The organism is Azospirillum baldaniorum, from assembly GCF_003119195.2.
Classification (GTDB): domain Bacteria; phylum Pseudomonadota; class Alphaproteobacteria; order Azospirillales; family Azospirillaceae; genus Azospirillum; species Azospirillum baldaniorum.
In genome coordinates this window covers 606595-626081 of the sequence record NZ_CP022253.1, presented here as the reverse complement: position 1 = coordinate 626081, position 19487 = coordinate 606595, and the positions used below count along the sequence as shown (strand labels likewise).

The following is a 19487-nucleotide window of genomic DNA, read 5'->3' as shown; positions in this document are numbered from 1 at the left end:
AGCATGACCGACGAGCTGATCATGCCCGACACCGCCCCCAACTCAGACGACGAGATCCTGTTCGCCGACGAGGAGAGCGAGGACGGGGACGAGACCCCGCCCTGGCCCATCCTGGTGGTGGACGACGAGGACGACGTCCATTCCATGACCGCCCTCCTGCTGGACGACGTCGCGTTCCAGGGCCGCCGGCTGGAGCTGATCGGCTGCCGCTCCGCCGCCGAGGCGCGCGCCGTTCTGCGCGCCCGCCGGGACATCGCCGTCATCCTGCTGGACGTGGTGATGGAGGAGGACGACGCCGGGCTGACGCTGGTCCGCTGGATACGCGGCACTCTCGGCAATCTCGACGTCCGCATCATCCTGCGCACCGGCCAGCCGGGGCAGGCGCCGCAGCGCGATGTGATCGTCGGCTGCGACATCAACGACTACAAGTCGAAGGCCGACCTGTCGGCGGAGGGGCTGTTCACCGCGGTGATCGCGGCGCTGCGCGCCTACGACCACATCCGCTTCATCGAGACCAAGGTGGCCGAACGCACGCACGAGCTGCGGCAGAGCCGCGAGCAGATGCGCGCCATCCTGGAATCGAGCCCGGTCGGCGTCTGCGCCTACACCCACGACGGCGTCCTCGTGATGTGCAACGACCGGCTGGTCCATCTGCTGGGCGTGCCGAAGGAGCGGCTGCTCGGCGTCTCCATCGCCGACCTGTTCATCGAGCCGGACAACACCGAGGCGCACGAGACGCACTGGACCTTCTTCCGCCGCTCGCTGCGCGACGCCGAGGTGCGGGTGCGGCGGGCCGACGGCTCCGTCTTCTGGGCGCTGGTGTCGGTGGACCCGACGCTGCTCGACGGCCGCCCGGTCCATCTCGCCTGGGTCTACGACATCACCCGGCGCAAGCTGGCCGAGCGCCGGATGGAACAGGCCAAGGAGCAGGCCGAGCAGACGACCACTGCCAAGTCCGCCTTCCTCGCCACCATGAGCCACGAGATCCGCACCCCGATGAACGGCGTGCTGGGCATGCTGGAGCTGTTGGAGCGCACGCCGCTGGACAGCGGGCAGCGCGACACCGTGGCGACCATGCGGGAGTCGGCGACCTCGCTGCTGCGGATCATCGACGACATCCTCGACTTCTCGAAGATCGAGGCCGGCAAGATGGACCTGGAGCAGGTGCCCGTCTCCATCCCCGCCCTGGTCGAAGGAGTGGCCGAGACGCTGGCCCCGGCGGCGCGGGCCAAGGGGCTGACGCTGCTGACCTACGTGGACCCGGCGATCCCGCCGGCGCTGACCGGCGATCCGGTGCGGCTGCGCCAGATCCTGTTCAACCTGTGCGGCAACGCCATCAAGTTCACCGAGCGCGGGCGCATCGTCGTCCAGGCCACCCTGGCCGCCAGGACGGACGGCAGCAGCCAGGGCGGCACCCGGCTGCGCATCGAGGTGGCGGACACCGGCATCGGCATTTCAGAGACGGCGCGCCGCCTGCTCTTCCAGCCCTTCATCCAGGCGGAAAGCTCGACCGCCCGGCGCTTCGGCGGCACCGGGCTGGGCCTGTCGATCAGCCGGCGGCTGGTCGCGCTGATGGGCGGAACGATCGGGGTGGACAGCGCACCGGGGGCGGGCTCCACCTTCTGGGTCGAGCTGACGCTGAGCGCCGCGGCCGACACCGCCCCGCCCGAGCCCCCGCCCGGTCCCCCCGCGGTGGACGAACCGGACCTCTCCGGCCTGACCGTCCTGGTCGGCCTGCCGGACACGGAGGAGCGCCGGATCGTCGCCCACTATCTGGAAGCGGCGGGGGCGCGCGTGCTGGCCGCCGGACGACCGGACGCGCTGGCCGAACAGGCCCGCATGGCCCAAACGGAACGCGGCGCCCTGAACGTCGTGGTGGTGGACGAGGCTCTGCACACCCCTGCCGCCGCCCAGGCGCCGCAATTGCTGGGCCGCCGCGTTGGGGAAGCGCAGGTGCCGACGGTGTTGCTGCAGGACCCCACCGCCATCGGCGGCCGCCTCGCCGACGGAGCGGTCCCGGTGAGCCGACCGGTCCGCCGCACACCCCTGGTGCGTGCCGTGGCGAGGGCCGCCGGGCGCGCCCTGACGGACGCCACGCCCGGCGAAGACCCGCCGCCCGCCGTGCGCTGCGCCCCGGCCGTGCTGAGTCCGGAGCGCGTCATCGCCGAGGCGGAGGCCCGCGGGCGGCTGATCCTGGTGGCGGAGGACAACGCCATCAACCGGAAGGTTCTGCAGATGCAGCTCACCTCGCTGGGCCACACGGCGGAACTGACCAACGGCGGGGCGGAGGCCCTGGCCGCGCTGGGGCGGCGGCGCTACGCCCTGCTGCTGACCGACATCCAGATGCCCGAGGTGGACGGGTTCGAGCTGACCCGCCGCATCCGCGCGGCGGAGCGCGCCACCGGCGCCCATCTGCCGATCGTCGCCCTGACCGCCAACGCCGCCCCGGCGGACATCGAGAGCTACCGCGCGGCCGGCATGGACGAGGCGCTGAGCAAGCCGCTGGATCTGGCGAAGCTCGACGCCGCGCTGTCCCGCTTCCTGCCGCCCGCAGTGGACGAAGCGATGGCCAACCTGTTGGCCGACCCGGTGGCACCCTCCCGGTCCTCCCCACCCGCGACGCCCCCGCAGCTCGACCAGCCCCCGATCGACCTCGATGTCCTGCGCCGGCTCTGCGGCGACGACCGGGCGCTGATGGACGAGCTGCTGAACGACTTCGTCGGGATCGGCCGCCACATCGCGGACGAGGTCAGCGACGCCGTCGCCGCGCGGAACGGAACGGCGATCCGTGCCGGCGCCCACAATCTGAAGGGCTGCTCCCGCAACGCCGGGGCGACGCCGCTCGGCGACATGGCACAGGCGCTGGAGCAGGCGGTGATGCAGGACGCCCCCTGGGAGCGGGTGACCACGCTGGCCGCGGCGCTGGAGCAGGCGATGCGGGAGGTCGAACGATTCATCGCCACGGCATCGGATCCCTGAACGCCCCTTGAACACCCTTTGTCCGTTCGAACCGGCGCGCGATTGGGGTATCGTCCCCGCGACCCGCCACGCCGCGAGACGCGCATGAACCGCCGCCAGTTCTCCAGCCTGCTGCTCTCCTTGCCGGTGCTCCCCTACGCCGCCCCGATCGCCGCGCAGGAGAAGGTTCCCGCCCTGGGAGAGGAGCTGACCCCCTTCGGCGCGGTGCGCGGCGCCAGCCGGACGCGGGCCATTCCGCCCTGGAAGGGAGGGCTGACCCGCGTCCCCAACGGCTGGAAGCCGGGCGCCCATCTGCCCGACCCCTACGACGAGGATGGGCGCTGGTTCACCGTGGGTCCGGCGGATCTGGACCGCTACAAGGTCCGCCTGTCCGCCGGCCTGCAGGCGATGCTGACCAAGTATCCGTCCTTCGAGATCCCGGTCTTCCCCAGCAACCGCAGCGCCGCCGCTCCCCAGCGCGTCTACGACGAAACGATCGGGAACGCCCGGCGCGCCAAGCTGGGCGAGAACGGCCTGGCGTTGAGCGGGGCGCGGGTGGGCGTGCCCTTCCCCATCCCGGCCAACGGCGTGCAGGCGATGTGGAACCACATTCTGCGCTGGCGTGGCAATTCCTTCAGCCGCACCGGCGCCACCGTCCTGCCGGAGTCCGGCGGCATCTACACCGCGGCGGTCTACCGCGAGGACTGGCAATCCAGCTACGCCGCCGGGATTGACGGCGGCCGTCCCTTCCACTACCGCCGCACCACCCTGATGCCCAAGGCGGAGGCTGGGACCACCCTGCTGCTGCATGGGACGCTGAACCCGATCCAGGCCGGTTTCGCCGCCTGGTTCCGGCAGGGAGAAACCGGCAAGCCCGTCCGCGCGCCCGACTTCGTCTACGACACGCCGGACCCGGCCAGCGGCGGCATCCGCACCGCCGACATGCTGGACATGTTCTGCGGACCGCTCGACCGTTTCGACTTCGCGCTGGTGACCCGTCGGGAGATGTATGTGCCCTACAACGCCAGCCGGATGAACACGCCCAATCTGGCTCCGGCGGATTTCCTGTGGCTGGGCCATCCCAACCCACAGTTCCTGCGCTACGAGATGCATCGGGTGTGGATCGTCGAGGCGCGTCTGAAATCCGGCTTCCGCCACGCCCTGCCGGAACGCACCTATTATCTGGACGAGGATTCCTGGCAGATCGTCATGGCCGACCATTACGACGCCAAGGGCGATCTGGTCCGCTATGCGGAGGCGCACGGGATCGCCTATCCGCAGGTGCCCGTCTTCGCCCCGGCCTTGGAGATCACCTACGACCTCACGGGCGACCGCTATGTGGTGAACGGCCTCGACAACCAGCTCGCCCCGCCGGACTTCGCCAAGCCCCTGCGGCCCGAGGACTTCGCCACCGACACGCTGGAGCGCAAGCGGCGGCCCTGGTGAGAGACGGGCGGAGTGAGACGGGCGGAGAACGGCGGTCAGTGCCGGACCGGACCGGCCACCCACTGGCTGACGATGGTTTCCGCCTGGAAGGGCGGGGTTTCGGGATGGTGGTAGCGGAAGACGGTCACCGCCGCTTCCAGCGCGTAGCGCTCCGGCTGGCCGCAGTCGCACAGGCCGGCGTAGCAGCGCTGGACCGCGTCGCGGCAATTCAGGCTCACCGCCGGGTAGGGGTCGATCGTCAGCCAGCGCATGCTCTTCATCGACGCTCCCCGCCTTCCCCAGAGTTGCCGTCCAGCGCATCGCCGCCGTCGAGAGACACGCCGTCGAGCGGAACGCCGTAGATTTCCAGCCGGTGACCGACGATGCGGTAGCCCAGCTCCCGGGCGATGCGCTCCTTCAGCGCCTCCAGCTCCGGGCTGGCGAATTCGATGATCCGCCCGCTGCGCGTGTCGATCAGGTGGTGGTGATGGTCGGTGGACGCCTCTTCATAGCGGGCGCGGCCGTCGCCCAGGTCCACCTTCTCGATCACCTGGGCGTCTTCCAGAAGGCGCATGGTGCGGTAGACGGTGGCGATGGAGATTCGCGGGTCGATCAGGACGGCGCGGCGGTGGACCTCCTCCACGTCGGGATGGTCCTCCGACTCCGAGAGGACCTGGGAGATGACCCGGCGCTGGCCGGTCATCTTCAGTCCCTTTTCCAGGCACAAGGATTCGAGACGCGACGTCATTGCCCCACCGCCTTTGCCATCCGTTGCGGCGCCGTCTCCCGCGATCCGGGGCGCCATGCTGCAGCGCCGATCATAATACTGAAATTCATTCGCAATCCTATACCCCGTTTTTTTGTCCGGGAATTAACGCGGCAAAAGGCCGCACGCCCGGTGCATCGGTGCCGCCCGCCACCCCACTGTCTCCCGCCAAGGGTTGCCGACCCAGGGACATTTCCGGTCCGGAACGCGGCCAAGGTCCTTGTTTGCTTGCCAAAAGCCGCCCCACCGCCTATGTGTGGTCGGTCGATTTTGCTTTGGGGCTGCCGGCTCCTCGTCGTCCCGGTACCGGCGCCGCTTGCGCCTTCCCACGGTGAATTGATGGCTCCGCGCACTCCCGCGGCGGAGCGCCCCAAGCCACGCCGCCCCCGGCCATGTCCGGGCACGGCCCAGGTGCAGCCTCTGTTCACGTGACCAGGACCCTCCCCGTATGACCGAATTCAGTGGCCTCGGCCTGATCGAGCCCCTTCTGCGCGCCGTCGCCGAAGAGGGTTACCAGACCGCCACGCCGATCCAGGCCGGCGCCATCCCCGTTCTTCTGGAGGGCCGCGACGTGCTCGGCCTCGCCCAGACCGGCACCGGCAAGACCGCCGCCTTCACCCTGCCGATCCTGCAGCGGCTGTTCCAGAACAAGAAGCGCGTGCAGGCCAAGGCGCCGCGCACGCTGATCCTGACGCCGACGCGCGAGCTGGCGCTGCAGATCGGCGAGAGCTTCCGCACCTACGGCCGGCACCTGCCGATCCGCCGCACGGTGATCCACGGCGGCGTCGGGCAGAGCCCGCAGGTTGCCGCTCTGGCCCGCGGCACCGACGTGCTGGTGGCGACTCCGGGCCGCCTGCTGGACCTGATGGCCCAGAAGCAGTGCGTGCTCGACCAGGTCGAGATCTTCGTCCTGGATGAGGCCGACCGCATGCTCGACATGGGCTTCATCCGCGACGTGCGGAAGGTGGTCGCGGTCCTGCCGAAGCAGCGCCAGACCCTGCTGTTCTCCGCCACCATGCCGGAAGCCGTGGTCGAGCTGGCACACAGCATCCTGACCGACGCCGAGCGGATCGAGGTGGCGCCCCAGTCCACCACGGTGGAGCGCATCGCCCAGCGTGTGCTGTTCGTGGACCGCGCCGACAAGCGTCGCCTGCTCGCCGACCTCCTCCAGGAGGGTGCCATGGAGCGGACGATCGTCTTCGCCCGCACCAAGCACGGCGCCGACCGCATCGCCGACCATCTGAAGAAGGCCGGCGTTCCTGCCGACGCGATCCACGGCGACAAGTCGCAGTCGGCCCGCGTGCGTGCGCTGGAGTCCTTCCGCAGCGGCGACCTGAAGGCGCTGGTGGCGACCGACATCGCGGCGCGCGGCATCGACATCGACGGCATCACGCACGTCATCAACTTCGACCTGCCGAACGAGCCGGAAAGCTACGTCCACCGCATCGGCCGCACCGCCCGCGCCGGCACCGACGGCAGCGCGGTGTCCTTCTGCGACGCCGAGGAGGTGGCCTATCTGAAGGCCATCGAGAAGACCATCCGCCAGCCGGTCCCGGCGGACCACGACCATCCCTACCACGCGTCGGTGGTGGCGGCGATCCACGCCTCTTCGGCCAAGCCGCCGAAGCCGGCGCCCAAGCAGCCCCGTCCGGGCCGCGGCCAGCCGCAGCAGCAGCCGGGCGGCGGCAAGCCGCAGGGCCAGAGGGCTCAGGCGCCGAAGGCCCAGAGCGCGAAGCCGCAGGCGCCGCAGGGCGCACGGGTTGCCGGCGCCACCGGCGACCAGCCGCTGAAGGCCAAGGTGTCGGCCAACCAGCAGAACCGCCACAACCGCCGCCCCGCCCCGCATGGCGGCCAGCCGGGCGGGAACAAGCGGTCCGCGGCCTGAGTCCAAACAGCCTATGCCTGTTCGGTGCGCGGCGGGATCACCGTCCGCCGCGCACCGCCCGATTTGCCGCGGCCTGCTCGTCGATCACCGCGCCACGCGTCGGCGCCGCGCCGCTGTCGCCGTAGCGCTGGACCTGGACGCTCCCGCCGAGCTGTTTGGCGATGGCCGCGGCGATCACGTCGCGCCGCTGCGCTTCGGACAGGGCGGCGGTCTGCCGCTCCAGCGCGGTCCAGTCGAGCCGCGACGCAAGCCCGTTGCTCATCTGCGTCTGGCCGTCCCGCCAAACGGCGGCGACGACCTGACCGCCCTGCCGGAACACGGTGTGGGCCTGCACGGCGCGGCTGCGCGCCGCGACCGCCGGGTCCACGGCGTTGGGATCACCGGCGATCCTCATCTGCTGTTGAAAGGTGGAATCGCCGACCCCGACCCGCGCCATCATCTCCGGCGTGGCCTTGGTCGCCGCCGAAAAGCGGGTGATCCCGCCACCGTTCAGTGCGTACGCGGCTGACGGGCCATATCCCGGCGCGGAGACGGACAGGCTGCTCATGAAACACCCCCTGGTTGATCGCTGACTCCCCCTCGGCAACTTCCCCCTTAGCAGTTTCCATGCCATCACCGGCAGCGCCTGACCACAGGCATCCGCCAGGGCGGAAGGGGGGCGGAAGGGACTGTGGAACTGGATGCGCAGAGCCGAATTTTCCCAGCGAGGGTGAAAGAAATGCCGATGGCGTCGAACCATTTCCTTGCCCAACAAAGAAAAGCCGCCGCGATGGCCGCGGCGGCTTTGCCATTTCGCGACGATGGACCGGTCAGAGCAGCGTCGTCAGATTGACTGCGTAAGAGTCGGAGCTGTACAGATACTCGATGGTGTTGTTTCCACCCAGATAGAAGTCCTGGATGATCACGCCATCATTCAGATAGCCGTCGCTGAAATCGGCCACGCTGGAGATCCACAGGTCGTTGCTTCCCGTCGGACGGAAGAAGGCGAGGTTCGCCATCGTCACATCGGTGAAGTACACGACGTCGGACGTTCCGCCGCCATAGCCCGGCATTCCGGCTTCCGACTTGTCATCGTTGATGAGATCCACGCCGCCATTCGCCGAATGATAATAGACGTCGTTGCCCGCCCCGCCGTACAGCGTGTCGTCACCGGCTTCGCCCAGCAGGTGATCGTTCCCCGAGCTGGCCAGAAGGCTGTCGCTCCCGTTGCCGCCATACAGCGTGTCGTTGCCGTCGTCGCCGACCAGAATATCGTTTCCGTTGAAGCCGTAGAGAAGATCGTTTCCGCTCCCGCCCTGGATCAGGTCGGGATAGCTGCTGCCATACACGGTGTCGTTGCCAGCGCCCGCCGCGGAGCCGTTGGCATTCTCATATGGGCCGGGAACCAATCCCCGCAGGTCGATCACTTCGGACGCTGACGTTCCATTGATGACGCTCATGTCGAATCCCCACTTATTTTATGCATCTTCGAATGAATGTCCGGAAAGTTTTCTTGTTTGTCCGACCGCGCCGCGTTCACCGGATCGGTCGATCATGGTTTCCGAACAGAGGCTCTTCAGCTGCGCTCGCTCATGCACACGACAGCATGCGGTTGAGCACAGTCACTGAAGTGCTCTCAAAACGAGATCTGTCACGGGAAAAGAAAACAGTCAACAACAATAAAATACACACGAAAGCGTTAACTTCATTGCTTATCTATCTAATTAAAAGCAAAACACAAACAGGAGCGGCGAAGGATACACTCAGCCCTACGCCTCTCATCTGTGTTTCTATTGATACACGAACAGAACGGGGAAGAGGCTGCGGATCGACAGGAAAAGGCCCTCCACCCGGTGAGGAAGAGGGCCGATGTTCCATTGAAAGACAAACCGCCCCTACGCGTCCATCACCGCGCGAAAATCTGCCCCATGTCTTGGAAGCTCTTGAACTCCAGAGCGTTCCCGCTCGGGTCGAGGAAGAACATGGTGGCCTGCTCGCCCGCCTGACCCTTGAAGCGGATCTGCGGCTCGATGAGGAATCGCACGCCTTCGGCCTTCAGCCTGTCGGCCAGCGCGTGCCAGTCGTCCCAATCCAGGATCACGCCGAAATGGCTGGCCGGCACGTCCTCGCCATCGACCGGGTTGGTGGCGCGGGTCCCGGCCTCCTCCGTCACATGCGCCACCACCTGATGGCCGTAGAGGTCGAAGTCGATCCAGCGGTCGGATTCCCGTCCCACACCGCAGCCCAGCAGGCCGGCGTAGAAGGCGCGCGCCTCCTCCTTGTCGCGGACGGGGAAGGCGAGGTGGAAGGGCGGAACGGGTTTGCGGTCGGTTGCGCTCATGCTCGTCGGGGTCTTCGCCCCCTCCCTGCTGGTGGTTCCCTAGGGTCTGGACCCATAAAGAGCCTTTCCCGAAGGGAATCGTTATGATTCAAAGCCCTGGAAAGGGGCTTTGTGATGAACGACGGTCAGTTCTGGTTGACGGTGGAGCAGTTCGGACGGCTTGAGCCGCACCTTCCGCGCGATACCCGAGGCAAGCCGCGCGTTGATGACCGACGTGTGATCAGCGGGATCGTCCATGTGCTGAAGTCGGGTGGGCGCTGGGCGGACGCGCCGCCGGTCTACGGTCCGCGCAAGACGCTCTACAACCGCTTCGTCCGCTGGGCGGCCAAGGGCGTGTGGGAGGATATCTTCCATGCGTTGGCAGCGGCAGGTGGCCCACCGGCCCAGGTGATGATCGACTCCACGGCGGTCCGTGCCCATCGTTCGGCGAGTGGCGGGAAAGGGGGGAGCGCGCCCAGGCCATCGGACGGTCCCGTGGCGGACGAACCACCAAAATCCACGCCCTGAGCGATCCGCGCGGTCGGCCGCTCGCCTTCCTGTTGACCGGCGGTCAGGTTGCCGACTGCACCGCCGCCGACCGTCTGCTCGACCGGATGCCCGCCACCGATCTCCTGCACGGCGACAAGGGATACGACAGTGCCGCTGTTCGCCGGAAGATCGAAGAGGCGGGAGCCGCGCCCAACATCCCGCCACGCGCCAACAAGCGCTGGAAAAACTGCTTCTCTCCCTACCTCTATCGGAACCGCAACGTCATCGAGCGCATGTTTGGGCGCCTCAAGGACTTCCGGCGCATCGCCACCCGCTATGACCGCTCCGCCACCAACTTCATGGCCGCCGTCCACATCGTGGCAACCGTCGCCTACTGGTTATGAGTCCGGACCCTAACCAACTCAATCCGCCAAACGCCGTCCCGTCTCGGCATCAAACAAGTGCAGGGCGTCGGGCGGCGCGCCGACGCGCAGGGTTTCGCCCTCGCGGCAGAACGGCAGGCCGGCGACTCGGACCACCATTCCCTCGCCGTCCGGCAGGCGGCCATAGACCACCGTATCGGCGCCCAGGGCCTCCACCAGATCGACCGTGACGATCAGCGGCCCATGGCCGGGGGTAACGGCGAGATGCTCCGGCCGCACACCCAGCTTGACCGGCCGCCCGGCCATGTCGGGCCGCGGGCGCGGCAGGAGGAAGGCGGTGCCGCCGGGCAGCGCCACCGCCTGCCCGGCACCGTCGAAGCGCGCGTCCAGCACGTTCATCGGCGGCGACCCGATGAAGCCCGCCACGAACAGGCTGGCCGGGCGCTGGTAGACCTCCAGCGGCGTGCCGACCTGCTCGGCCACCCCGTGGTTCATCACCAGGATGCGGTCGGCGAGCGTCATCGCCTCCACCTGATCGTGCGTCACGTAGAGGCTGGTGATGCCCAGCCGGTCCTGGAGCCGCTTGATCTCGACGCGCATCTGGGTGCGCAGCTTGGCGTCCAGGTTGGACAGCGGCTCGTCGAACAGGAAGGCGGCGGGCTCGCGCACGATGGCGCGGCCCATGGCGACGCGCTGCCGCTGCCCGCCGGAAAGCTGGCTGGGCCGGCGGTCGAGGAAGCGGTTCAACTCCAGGATTTCCGCGGCCTTGGCGACGCGCGCCTGGATCTCCGCCTTGGGCAGGCCGCGGATCTTCAACCCGTAGGCCATGTTGTCGAACACGCTCATGTGCGGGTAGAGCGCGTAGTTCTGGAACACCATGGCGATGTCGCGGTCCTTGGGCTCCAGCCCGTTGACCACCCGCCCGCCGATGGCGATCTCGCCGCCGGTGATGCTCTCCAGCCCGGCGACCATGCGCAGCAGCGTGGACTTGCCGCAGCCCGAGGGGCCGAGCAGCACGAGGAACTCCCCGTCCGCGACGCTGATGTCGATGCCCTTGATGGCCTCGACGGCGCCGTAGGACTTGCGGACCTGATTCAGATCGACCGTTGCCATTTCTTATTTCTCGCTGTCCACAAGGCCTTTGACGAACCAGCGCTGCATCAGCACGACCACCGCCACCGGCGGCAGCATGGCCAGCACCGTCGTCGCCATGATGAGGTTCCAGTCGGTCGCGGCCTCGCCGTTGCCGATCATCTTGGTGATGCCGATGACCACCGTCTCCATCTCCGCGCTGTTGGTGATCAGCAGCGGCCAGAGATACTGGTTCCAGCCGTAGATGAAGAGGATGACGAACAGCGCCGCGATGTTGGTGCGCGACAGGGGCAGCACCACGTCCAGGAAGAAGCGCAGCGCCCCCGCCCCGTCGATCTTGGCGGCCTCCACCAGCTCGTCCGGGATGGTCAGGAAGAACTGCCGGAACAGCAGCGTCGCCGTGGCCGAGGCGATCAGCGGGATGGTCAGCCCGGCGTAGCTGTCGATCAGGCCGAGGTTGGCCACCACCTCGTAGGTCGGGATGATGCGCACCTCCACCGGCAGCATCAGCGTGATGAAGATCATCCAGAAGAAGACCATGCGCAGCGGGAAGCGGAAGAAGGCCACCGCGTAGGCCGAGATGATCGAGATGGCGATCTTGCCCAGCGCGATGACCAGCGCCATGACCAGGCTGTTCCACATCATGATGCGCACGGGCGTGTGCATGACGCGGTTGCCCTGCGACTCGCTCCAGGCCGAGGCGTAGTTGTTCAGCATCTCGCCGCCGGGCGTCAGCGGCAGGTTGCCGCGCCCGATGGTGGCGGCGTCCCAGGTCGAGCCGATGATCGTCACGTAGATCGGAAAGGCGAAGATCAGGACGCCCAGCATCAGGATCAGGTGCGGGACTATGTCCATCAGGCGCCCGCCGGAGCGCGGGGTGTCGCGGTCACGGGTCATGAGTAATGCACCTTGCGCTCGACGAAGCGGAACTGGATGGCGGTCAGCGCGATGACGATGACCATCAGGATCACCGACTGCGCCGAGGAGCCGCCGAGGTCGTGGTTGACCACGCCGTCCTGGTAGACGCGGAAGATCAGCGTCTCGGTCGCCTTGCCCGGCCCGCCGTGGGTCAGGGCGTGGATCGTGCCGAAGGTCTCGAAGAAGGCGTAGACGATGTTCACCACCAGCAGGAAGAAGGTGGTCGGCGACAGCAGCGGGAAGGTGATCGTCCAGAAGCGGCGCACCGCCCCCGCCCCGTCGATGCTCGCCGCCTCCAGCACGGAGCGCGGGATGGCCTGCAGCCCGGCCAGGAAGAAGATGAAGTTGTAGGAGACCTGCTTCCAGCTCGCCGCCAGGATGACCATGGTCAGCGCCTGCCCGTCGTTGAGCCGGTAGTCCCAGGCGTAGCCGAGGTTGTTCAGCGCGCGGCCCAGGATGCCGATGTCCGGGTTGAAGATGAACATCCACAGCACCGCCGCCACCGCGGGGGCCAGCGCGTAGGGCCAGATCAGCAGCGTCTTGTAGGCCGACGCCGCCCGGATCTTCGAATCGGCCATCACCGCCAGCCCCAGCGCGGAGGCCAGCGACAGGACGGTCACCGACGCGCTGAAGACGATGGTGGTCTTGACCGTCTCCAGATAGTTCGGGTCGCTCAGCACCGCCTGGAAATTCTCCAGCCCGACGAACTGGCTGCGCAGCCCGAAGGCGTCCTGGAGATGCACCGACTGCCACAGCGCCTGCGCCGCCGGCCAGATGAAGAAGATCAGCGTCACCGCCACCTGCGGTGCCAGCAGCAGGTAGGGCAGCGCCCTGTTGTCGAAAATCACGCGACGTTGCATGGAATCCCTTTCAACCCTCTCCCCTCCGGGGAGAGGGTGGCCCGGAGGGCCGGTGAGGGGGTTGCGCATCGCGGAGCGTCCGGCACAAGCGCATCCCCCTCACCCCTGCCCTCTCCCCAGAGGGGAGAGGGAGTTACGCTCAGTTCTTGTTGGCGCGCTCGAAGTTGCGCAGGACCGTGTCGCCGCGCTTCACCGCGTTGTCCAGCGCCTGCTGGGCGGTCTGCTGGCCCTGGAACGCCTTCTCCATCTCCTCCTGGATGATGTTGCGGATTTCCGGCAGGTTGCCCAGCCGCAGCCCCATGGTGTTCTCCGTGGTGGCGGTGCGGGTCAGCTGCTCCGCCGGCACCTCGGCGCCGGGGTTCTTGTCGTAGAAGCCTTCCTTCTTCGCCAGCTCGAAGCCCTGGAGCGTCACCGGGACGTAGCCGGTGTCCATGTGCCACTTGGCGTCCACCTCCGGACGGGCGAGGTAGCTGAAGAAGGCGGCGACGGCCTTGTACTCGTCGGCGGTGCGCTTGGGCGAGGTCATCACCCAGAAGGCGGCGCCGCCGATGATCGAGTTCTTCGGCGAGGCGATGGCGTCCGGCCAGTAGGGCAGCGGCGCGGCGCCCCAGTTGAACTTGGCCTCCTTGATGATGCGCCCGCGCAGGCCGGACGACGCCTGGATCATCGCGCATTCGCCCGACGGGAACAGCGAGTCCGCGGCGTTGTCGCGCCCGCCGTAGCGCAGCGCGCCTTCCTTCTGCAGGTCGATCAGCGTCTGGAGATGCTTCACGAAGAACGGATCGTTGATCTTCAGCGTGGCGTTCAGCCCGCCGAAGCCGTTGGCCTCCGACGCGAAGGGCTTGTCGTGGAGCGCGCCGACCTGCTCGAACTGCGTCCAGGTCGGCCAGGAGAAGGTCATCGGGCAGGTCACGCCCGCCGCCTTCAGCTTGCGCGCCGCGTCGGCCACCTCCGGCCAGGTCGCCGGCGGCTTGTTGGGGTCGAGCCCGGCCTTCTGGAAGGCGTCCTTGTTGTAGAAGGTGATGGTGGTGGAGCTGTTGAACGGCAGGGCCATCATCTTGCCGTCCTTGGAGCTGTAATAGCCCCGGACCGCCGGGATGTAGGCCGCGGCGTCGAAGCCCGACCCCGTCTCGCTCATCAGCTGGTGCACCGGCTTGATGGCCGGGCCGGCGGACAGCATGGTGGCGGTGCCCACCTCGAACATCTGCACGACGTGCGGGGCGTTGCCGGCGCGGAAGGCGGCGATGGCCGCCTGCATCGTCTCCGGATAGCTGCCCTTGAAGGTCGGGTTGACCTGGATCTTGTCCTGGCTGTCGTTGAAGCCCTTCACCACCTGCTCGAGCTGGCCGCCGAGCGGCTGGGGCAGGCCGTGCCAGAATTCGACGACGGTCTTCTGCTGGGCGTAGGCGGCACCGGTGAAACCGGCGGCGAGCGCGAAGGCGGCCGTCGAGACGGCGAGCTTGCGGCGGGTCAGCATGGTGGTCTCTCCCTGGAACCAATCGATTGCGTAATGTGCTGACATGCAGGGTGCGGGTTGCGGTCCCGCGACGGTCTTGTGAAGATTTGGTGACGTGTCCGGAACACGCGCGCAGGGGCGCGCCGCATCCGCTCTTCGCGGTTGCAACGTCGGTCCTGCGTAAGGCATGGAACGGGACTTAAGGCGGTGATGGATGCTGCGCCGGCATCTGTGGTTTTCCTCCCCGCATGTGTGTTTCTTTTTTGCAAGCCTTAAGGACAGAGGGGGAGGCTGTCAATCAGCCGTACGTATCAGTGCGGACTATCACCCTTACGTCATCTCTCGGGGTGCCATGTTTGGGCGAGCGCCCACAGCGCGGCGTCGTCCCGGCACAGCGACCCGGCCAGTTGCGACAGGCTGTCCCCCATCAGGCCGGAGGAGCGCAGCAGGCAGTAGGACCGGCTCGGCGCCGACAGATAGTGCGATGCCGTCGGGGGCGCGACCGGCGGCGCGGGATACAGCGCGGCAGGCGGCGGGCAGTAAAAGGGTTGCGCACCGGGGTTGTAGCCGGGCACCAGCCGGTCCAAGCCGGGCCGGGGACCGAAGACGCAGCCGCGCTGGTCCCAATCCAGGCTCGTCGTCTGCGCTGCGGCGGGCAGGACGACGAAGGCGGCGATCGTCATCCCCGCCAGACAACCGGCCAGCCGGCACCCTGCTTCGTGATGCATGCTCCCCTCCGATCCCGGGCCGCGCCCATGGGGCACCCAGACCATGACGTCGGGGCCGACGGGCCGTGAACAGCCCCGGCCTTCGGAGGAAGTATGCGCGCTCCATCGACGTCCGGTGCGGCGCCGATGGACGGGTCGGCAAGCGCAAGCGAGGACGGCGCTCTCTGTTCGTTCGGTGGGAGGGAGGAAACGTGCTCCCCGCCCTGTCAGGCCGCGCTGCTGCTCTCGACCGGCCGTTCCGCGGCGCTCGCCGCCGCCAAGGGGACATCCACCGCGAAGACGGAGCCCTTGCCGGGCACCGAGCGCAGCGAAACCGTCAAGCCCAGCAGCGTCGCAAGGCGCCGCACAATGGCGAGGCCGAGCCCCAGCCCGTGTCGGCGGTCGCGGTTCGGGTTGCCGAGCTGGCGGAAGTCGTCGAAGATCGCCGACTGGTCGGCGGGGGCGATGCCGAGGCCGGTGTCCCACACCTCGACGCGCAACGCGCCGCCGCGCCGCCGCGCCGCCAGCAGCACGCCACCCGACTCGGTGAAGCGCAGGGCGTTGGACAGGATCGGGCGCAGAAGCTGTTCCAGCAGCACCGGGTCGGTGCTCACCTCCGCGTCCGCGGGGCGGACGTTGAAGCGCAGGGCCTTGGCGTCGGCCTCAGGCGCGAACTCGTTGAGCAGGCGGCCCAGCGTCTCGTCGATGGGGAAGCTCTGCACCTGCATCCGGACCAGCCCGGCCTCCAGCTTCGACACGTCCAACAACGCGCGCAGAAGCCCCTCCGCCGCCTCGATCGACATCTCCAGCTTCTCGCCGAGATCGCGCGCGCCGGGATCGGTCAGGCGGCCCATCAGCAGATGGTGGAACAGATGCATGGCCTGGAAGGGCTGGCGCAGGTCGTGGCTGGCCGCCGACAGGAAGCGCCCGATGGCGGTGCGTCCCGTCTCGGCCTCCTGGCGGACCCGCTCGGTCTCGGCCTTCGCACGCTCGGCCTCGGCGCGGGCGGTGGCCAGAGCGGCGGCGTTGGTGTCGGCGATGGCGGCGACCGCGGTGACGACCCCATCCGCGTCGCGCACCGGGCTCAGCACCATTTCGCCACGGGGCAGCAGGCCGAAGGCCGACACCGGGGTCCCGGTGAGCACGACACGGCGGACCTGCGCCTCCACCTGGGACACGATGGCCGCCGGAACGCCCAGCTCGGTCAGCTCCTTGCCGTCCGCCTCTTCCGGCAGGCAGCCGAAGGCCGCGGCAAAAGCCTGGTTGACCACGAGAAGCCGCGCGTCCAGCCCAAGCAGAGCGTGAGCGGCGCCGTTGGCGGAGACCAGAGCCTCAAGCCAGATCGCACGATCAGTCATATGACCTTCGGTTGAGTTCTTTCTGGTATACTCGCCCACAACTTCACCGCAAAAACTGAGATTGCAGCACATTTATTCGGCCACTTGGGCATCGGAGTCAAATATCACATGCAAAACTCACTTGGGACAAATTCCGTTTGAATGTGAAGGACAACGCCCCATTGGCCCAAGCCGGCCACGCAGGCTATAAGTCAGGTATGCTCTTCCGCCGCAAATCCCATCCCTCCAAAGCCCAGGCCAAAACCCAGGCTCCACGCCCCAAGGCCCCGCGCGCCCTGGCGGTCGCCGGCCTGCCCGCGCCGCTGGAGTTGCGGGAAAGCGCCCGCGCCCGCCGGATGACCCTGCGGGTGGACGCCGGGCGCGGGCTGATCCAGGTGGTGATCCCGGTGGGCGTCCCGGAGGCCGAAGCGCTGCGCTTCGTCGGGCGGCACGACGGCTGGGTCCGGGCGCGGCTGGCCGCCCTGCCACCGCAGCTTCCCTTCGCCGACGGGGCGGTGGTGCCTTATCTCGGCATCGATCACGTCGTCCGGCACAGTCCAGACCTGCGCGGGGCGACCCGGCGCGAGAACGGCGCGATCCTGGTCGGCGGCCGGGCGGAGCATGTCGCCCGCCGGGTGCGCGACTTCCTGATGGCGGAGGCGCGGCGCGAGTTGGCCGAGCGGTCGCGCGCCAAGGCCGCGCTGATCGGCGCGCGGGTCGCCGCCGTCACCGTGCGCGACACCAAGAGCCGCTGGGGAAGCTGTTCCGCCACCGGACGCCTCTCCTTCTCCTGGCGCCTCATCCTGACGCCGGAGTCCGTGCTGGATTACGTGGTGGGGCACGAGGTGGCGCATCTGCGCGAGATGAACCATTCCCAGCGCTTCTGGACGCTGTGCGCGCAGCTGACCGGCGACGTGCGCACGCCGCGCCTCTGGCTGAAGGCCAACGGCGCGCGGCTGCTGCGGTATGGCGAAGGGGGTGGCGAGGGCGGTGGCGAGGGGGCGGAAATGGTTTCACCTGCAAATGACGGTCATGCCAAAACGCCGTAACGGGGTCGCGCCGAGCCTCTGCTAGAGTGCGCCTCCCCCATTGTTTCCGGCCCGCCCCCCTCCATGCCCCGCCCCGATTCCCTGACCGTCCGCGTGCTGCTGACGGCGCTCGTCGCCTTCGGCCCGCTGTCCACCGACCTCTACCTGCCCTCCCTGCCGACGCTGGTCAGCGTGTTCGACACGGACATCGCCACGGTGCAACTCACCCTGTCGGTCTTCCTCGCCGGTTTCGCGGTGTCGCAGCTCGTCTACGGGCCGGTGTCCGACCGCTTCGGGCGGCGGCCCGCCCTGCTCGGCGGCATCCTCATCTATCTGGTGGCGAGCGCCGCCTGCGCGCTGACCGACGACATCGAGACGCTGATCGTCGCCCGCTTCTTCCAGGCGCTGGGCGCGTGCTGCGGCCCGGTGGTGGCGCGGGCGGTGGTGCGCGACGTCTTCGGGCGCGACCGGGCGGCGACCGTGCTGGCCTACATGGCGATGGCCATGACCCTGGCCCCGGCCGCCGGCCCCATCCTGGGCGGCGTCCTAACGGAGTGGTTCGGCTGGCGGAGCAACTTCCTGCTGCTGACCGGCTTCGCCGCGCTGATCCTGGCCGCCACCTGGACCCTGATGGGCGAGACCAACGCCAACCGCGACGAGACGGCGCTGCAGCCCGGACGGCTGCTCGCCAACTACGCGCTGCTGCTGCGCGACCGCGGCTTCGTCGGGCAGATGCTGACGGTGGCCTTCGCCTACAGCGGCATCTTCGCCTTCATTTCCGGGTCCAGCTTCGTGCTGATCGGACGGTTGCACCTGACGCCCGCGCAGTTCGGGGGAAGCTTCGCCGCGGTGGTGCTGGGCTACGCGGTGGGCTCCTTCTTCGCCGGGCGGCTGAGCGCGCGGCTGGGCGGGCCGCGGATGATCCGCACCGGCACGGCGGTCTCGCTGGCCGGCGGCCTGCTCGGGGTGGGGCTGGCGCTGGGCGGGGTGCTGCATCTGGCGGCGGTGGTGGGTCCCGTCTTCCTTTTCATGCTGGGCGCCGGGCTGACCCTGCCCAACGCCATGGCCGGTGCGGTCGGCCCCTACCCGATGATGGCCGGGCTGGCCTCCTCGCTGGTCGGCTTCGTGCAGATGACCGTGGCGGCGCTGATCGGCGTGGTGCTCGGCCACACCCACGCGGACAGCCAGCTTCCCATGATGACGGCCATCGGGCTGGTCGCGCTCGGCGGCGCGCTGGCCCACCGGCTCCTGGTCAGTCCTCGGGCTTGATGGAATTGGCGGGCTTGATGGAATTGGCGGTCTTGGCGGGCTCCGGCATCCAGCGCAGGGCGTAGGAGAAGACGATCGTCACGGCGAGGCAGAGCGCCAGCGCCATTCCCGCCAGCACGTAGAACCCGGCGCCGCAGGCGATGCCCAGCGCGCCGGCCATCCAGATCAGCGCCGCGGTGGTCGCCCCGCGCACCGTGGTCCCGGCGCGGAACATCACCCCGGCGCTGATGAAGCCGATGGCCTGGGCGATGCCCTGGATGACGCGGGTGGGGTCCATGTCGCCCCCGCCGGCCCCCTTCCCGGCCATGCCCCAATAAAGCTCCAGCGCAACCAGAGTCGTCACCGCCGCGCTGATGGCCACCAACGTGTGGGTGCGCAGCCCCGCCGCCTTGCCCCGGATCTCGCGGTCGAGTCCCAGCGCCGCCCCGCAAACCGCCGCCGCGGCCAGCCGGGCCGCCATGTCCCAGACCGGAATGGCCGTACTCAAGTCCATGTTATTCCTCCCTATTTTTACCTTTGCGTAACGCTTGCTACTTTTTTGCGCCCGGTCGCATTTTTCACTTTAAAAGGCGGCCCGTTCGATCTATGTAACCGCAACTCGCAAGCGCACGTGCC

Annotated in this window: 18 protein-coding genes; 6 read left to right on the top strand and 12 right to left on the bottom strand. The window is 68.4% G+C overall.

Annotated features, from left to right (window positions below):
• The first annotated feature begins 3 nt into the window (after positions 1-3).
• Positions 4-2979 (top strand): hybrid sensor histidine kinase/response regulator, encoded by a 2976-nt coding sequence (locus Sp245p_RS02910; RefSeq protein WP_014241686.1) that lies wholly within the window; start codon positions 4-6, stop codon positions 2977-2979.
• Positions 2980-3063: 84 nt separating this feature from the next.
• Positions 3064-4404, top strand: coding sequence for a DUF1329 domain-containing protein (locus Sp245p_RS02905; RefSeq protein WP_014241687.1), 1341 nt, complete (start codon positions 3064-3066; stop codon positions 4402-4404).
• A 35-nt stretch (positions 4405-4439) separates the two neighbouring features.
• Here the strand turns inward: Sp245p_RS02905 and Sp245p_RS02900 are convergent, their stop codons facing one another.
• Together Sp245p_RS02900 and Sp245p_RS02895 are read right to left on the bottom strand one after the other, a co-directional pair.
• Positions 4440-4664: a hypothetical protein gene (locus Sp245p_RS02900; RefSeq protein ID WP_014241688.1), complete on the bottom strand. Its 225-nt coding sequence runs from the start codon at positions 4662-4664 to the stop codon at positions 4440-4442.
• The gene (locus tag Sp245p_RS02895; RefSeq protein WP_052584308.1) at positions 4661-5131 is read right to left on the bottom strand and encodes a Fur family transcriptional regulator; all 471 of its coding nucleotides are present in this window, start codon (positions 5129-5131) and stop codon (positions 4661-4663) included. Before Sp245p_RS02895 ends, Sp245p_RS02900 begins: the two co-directional genes overlap by 4 nt.
• A 466-nt stretch (positions 5132-5597) precedes the next feature.
• On the opposite strand from Sp245p_RS02895, the gene Sp245p_RS02890 reads away from it, so the two are divergent.
• Positions 5598-7034 (top strand): DEAD/DEAH box helicase, encoded by a 1437-nt coding sequence (locus Sp245p_RS02890; RefSeq protein WP_014241691.1) that lies wholly within the window; start codon positions 5598-5600, stop codon positions 7032-7034.
• 37 nt (positions 7035-7071) lie between these two features.
• Here the strand turns inward: Sp245p_RS02890 and Sp245p_RS02885 are convergent, their stop codons facing one another.
• The 3 genes from Sp245p_RS02885 to Sp245p_RS02875 all read right to left on the bottom strand — a co-directional run bounded on the left by Sp245p_RS02885 (position 7072) and on the right by Sp245p_RS02875 (position 9354).
• Entirely contained in the window at positions 7072-7581 is a 510-nt protein-coding gene (locus tag Sp245p_RS02885) for a hypothetical protein (protein ID WP_014241692.1), read from the bottom strand.
• 262 nt (positions 7582-7843) lie between these two features.
• Positions 7844-8473, bottom strand: coding sequence for a calcium-binding protein (locus Sp245p_RS02880; RefSeq protein WP_014241693.1), 630 nt, complete (start codon positions 8471-8473; stop codon positions 7844-7846).
• Between the two features lie 446 nt (positions 8474-8919).
• Complete coding sequence (locus Sp245p_RS02875) at positions 8920-9354, bottom strand: VOC family protein (protein ID WP_014241695.1); 435 nt, start codon at positions 9352-9354, stop codon at positions 8920-8922.
• Between the two features lie 114 nt (positions 9355-9468).
• Between Sp245p_RS02875 and Sp245p_RS02870 the strand changes: the two genes are divergently transcribed.
• Positions 9469-10226, top strand: a protein-coding gene (locus Sp245p_RS02870; RefSeq protein ID WP_088123913.1) for an IS5-like element ISAzba5 family transposase whose coding sequence is annotated in 2 segments (ribosomal slippage) — positions 9469-9802 and positions 9802-10226 — 759 coding nt in all. Because the reading frame shifts where the segments join, the coding sequence is not laid out codon by codon here.
• Positions 10227-10244: 18 nt separating this feature from the next.
• Here the strand turns inward: Sp245p_RS02870 and Sp245p_RS02865 are convergent.
• The 6 genes from Sp245p_RS02865 to Sp245p_RS02840 form a co-directional block, all read right to left on the bottom strand.
• Complete coding sequence (locus tag Sp245p_RS02865; protein ID WP_109138343.1) at positions 10245-11318, bottom strand: sn-glycerol-3-phosphate import ATP-binding protein UgpC; 1074 nt, start codon at positions 11316-11318, stop codon at positions 10245-10247.
• 3 nt (positions 11319-11321) lie between these two features.
• Positions 11322-12194 carry a sn-glycerol-3-phosphate ABC transporter permease UgpE gene (gene ugpE / locus Sp245p_RS02860; RefSeq protein ID WP_014238551.1) on the bottom strand — a complete coding sequence of 291 codons (873 nt, stop codon included), beginning with the start codon at positions 12192-12194 and terminating at the stop codon, positions 11322-11324.
• Positions 12191-13075 (bottom strand): sn-glycerol-3-phosphate ABC transporter permease UgpA, encoded by an 885-nt coding sequence (ugpA, locus tag Sp245p_RS02855; protein WP_014238552.1) that lies wholly within the window; start codon positions 13073-13075, stop codon positions 12191-12193. Before ugpA ends, ugpE begins: the two co-directional genes overlap by 4 nt.
• 139 nt (positions 13076-13214) lie before the next feature.
• Complete coding sequence (gene ugpB, locus Sp245p_RS02850) at positions 13215-14552, bottom strand: sn-glycerol-3-phosphate ABC transporter substrate-binding protein UgpB (RefSeq protein WP_014238553.1); 1338 nt, start codon at positions 14550-14552, stop codon at positions 13215-13217.
• A 314-nt stretch (positions 14553-14866) separates the two neighbouring features.
• The gene (locus Sp245p_RS02845) at positions 14867-15259 is read right to left on the bottom strand and encodes a hypothetical protein (RefSeq protein ID WP_014238554.1); all 393 of its coding nucleotides are present in this window, start codon (positions 15257-15259) and stop codon (positions 14867-14869) included.
• A gap of 206 nt (positions 15260-15465) precedes the next feature.
• Entirely contained in the window at positions 15466-16596 is a 1131-nt protein-coding gene (locus Sp245p_RS02840) for a sensor histidine kinase (RefSeq protein ID WP_014238555.1), read from the bottom strand.
• A 197-nt stretch (positions 16597-16793) separates the two neighbouring features.
• Between Sp245p_RS02840 and Sp245p_RS02835 the strand changes: the two genes are divergently transcribed.
• Both Sp245p_RS02835 and Sp245p_RS02830 read left to right on the top strand, forming a co-directional pair.
• Positions 16794-17624: a M48 family metallopeptidase gene (locus Sp245p_RS02835; protein WP_014238556.1), complete on the top strand. Its 831-nt coding sequence runs from the start codon at positions 16794-16796 to the stop codon at positions 17622-17624.
• 63 nt (positions 17625-17687) lie between these two features.
• A complete protein-coding gene (locus Sp245p_RS02830; protein WP_014238557.1) occupies positions 17688-18872 on the top strand; it encodes a multidrug effflux MFS transporter in 1185 nt (394 codons plus the stop codon).
• On the opposite strand, the gene Sp245p_RS02825 is transcribed toward Sp245p_RS02830, so the two are convergent.
• Entirely contained in the window at positions 18856-19365 is a 510-nt protein-coding gene (locus tag Sp245p_RS02825) for an MgtC/SapB family protein (RefSeq protein WP_014238558.1), read from the bottom strand. The two genes, Sp245p_RS02830 and Sp245p_RS02825, sit on opposite strands and share 17 nt — an antisense overlap.
• Positions 19366-19487: the final 122 nt, after the last annotated feature.

Coding starts and splice junctions, on each gene's coding strand:
- Sp245p_RS02910 (WP_014241686.1), top strand. CDS start 4: ATGACCGACGAGCTGATCATGCCCGACACCGCCCCCAACTCAGACGAC.
- Sp245p_RS02905 (WP_014241687.1), top strand. CDS start 3,064: ATGAACCGCCGCCAGTTCTCCAGCCTGCTGCTCTCCTTGCCGGTGCTC.
- Sp245p_RS02900 (WP_014241688.1), bottom strand. CDS start 4,664: ATGAAGAGCATGCGCTGGCTGACGATCGACCCCTACCCGGCGGTGAGC.
- Sp245p_RS02895 (WP_052584308.1), bottom strand. CDS start 5,131: ATGACGTCGCGTCTCGAATCCTTGTGCCTGGAAAAGGGACTGAAGATG.
- Sp245p_RS02890 (WP_014241691.1), top strand. CDS start 5,598: ATGACCGAATTCAGTGGCCTCGGCCTGATCGAGCCCCTTCTGCGCGCC.
- Sp245p_RS02885 (WP_014241692.1), bottom strand. CDS start 7,581: ATGAGCAGCCTGTCCGTCTCCGCGCCGGGATATGGCCCGTCAGCCGCG.
- Sp245p_RS02880 (WP_014241693.1), bottom strand. CDS start 8,473: ATGAGCGTCATCAATGGAACGTCAGCGTCCGAAGTGATCGACCTGCGG.
- Sp245p_RS02875 (WP_014241695.1), bottom strand. CDS start 9,354: ATGAGCGCAACCGACCGCAAACCCGTTCCGCCCTTCCACCTCGCCTTC.
- Sp245p_RS02865 (WP_109138343.1), bottom strand. CDS start 11,318: ATGGCAACGGTCGATCTGAATCAGGTCCGCAAGTCCTACGGCGCCGTC.
- ugpE (WP_014238551.1), bottom strand. CDS start 12,194: ATGACCCGTGACCGCGACACCCCGCGCTCCGGCGGGCGCCTGATGGAC.
- ugpA (WP_014238552.1), bottom strand. CDS start 13,075: ATGCAACGTCGCGTGATTTTCGACAACAGGGCGCTGCCCTACCTGCTG.
- ugpB (WP_014238553.1), bottom strand. CDS start 14,552: ATGCTGACCCGCCGCAAGCTCGCCGTCTCGACGGCCGCCTTCGCGCTC.
- Sp245p_RS02845 (WP_014238554.1), bottom strand. CDS start 15,259: ATGCATCACGAAGCAGGGTGCCGGCTGGCCGGTTGTCTGGCGGGGATG.
- Sp245p_RS02840 (WP_014238555.1), bottom strand. CDS start 16,596: ATGACTGATCGTGCGATCTGGCTTGAGGCTCTGGTCTCCGCCAACGGC.
- Sp245p_RS02835 (WP_014238556.1), top strand. CDS start 16,794: ATGCTCTTCCGCCGCAAATCCCATCCCTCCAAAGCCCAGGCCAAAACC.
- Sp245p_RS02830 (WP_014238557.1), top strand. CDS start 17,688: ATGCCCCGCCCCGATTCCCTGACCGTCCGCGTGCTGCTGACGGCGCTC.
- Sp245p_RS02825 (WP_014238558.1), bottom strand. CDS start 19,365: ATGGACTTGAGTACGGCCATTCCGGTCTGGGACATGGCGGCCCGGCTG.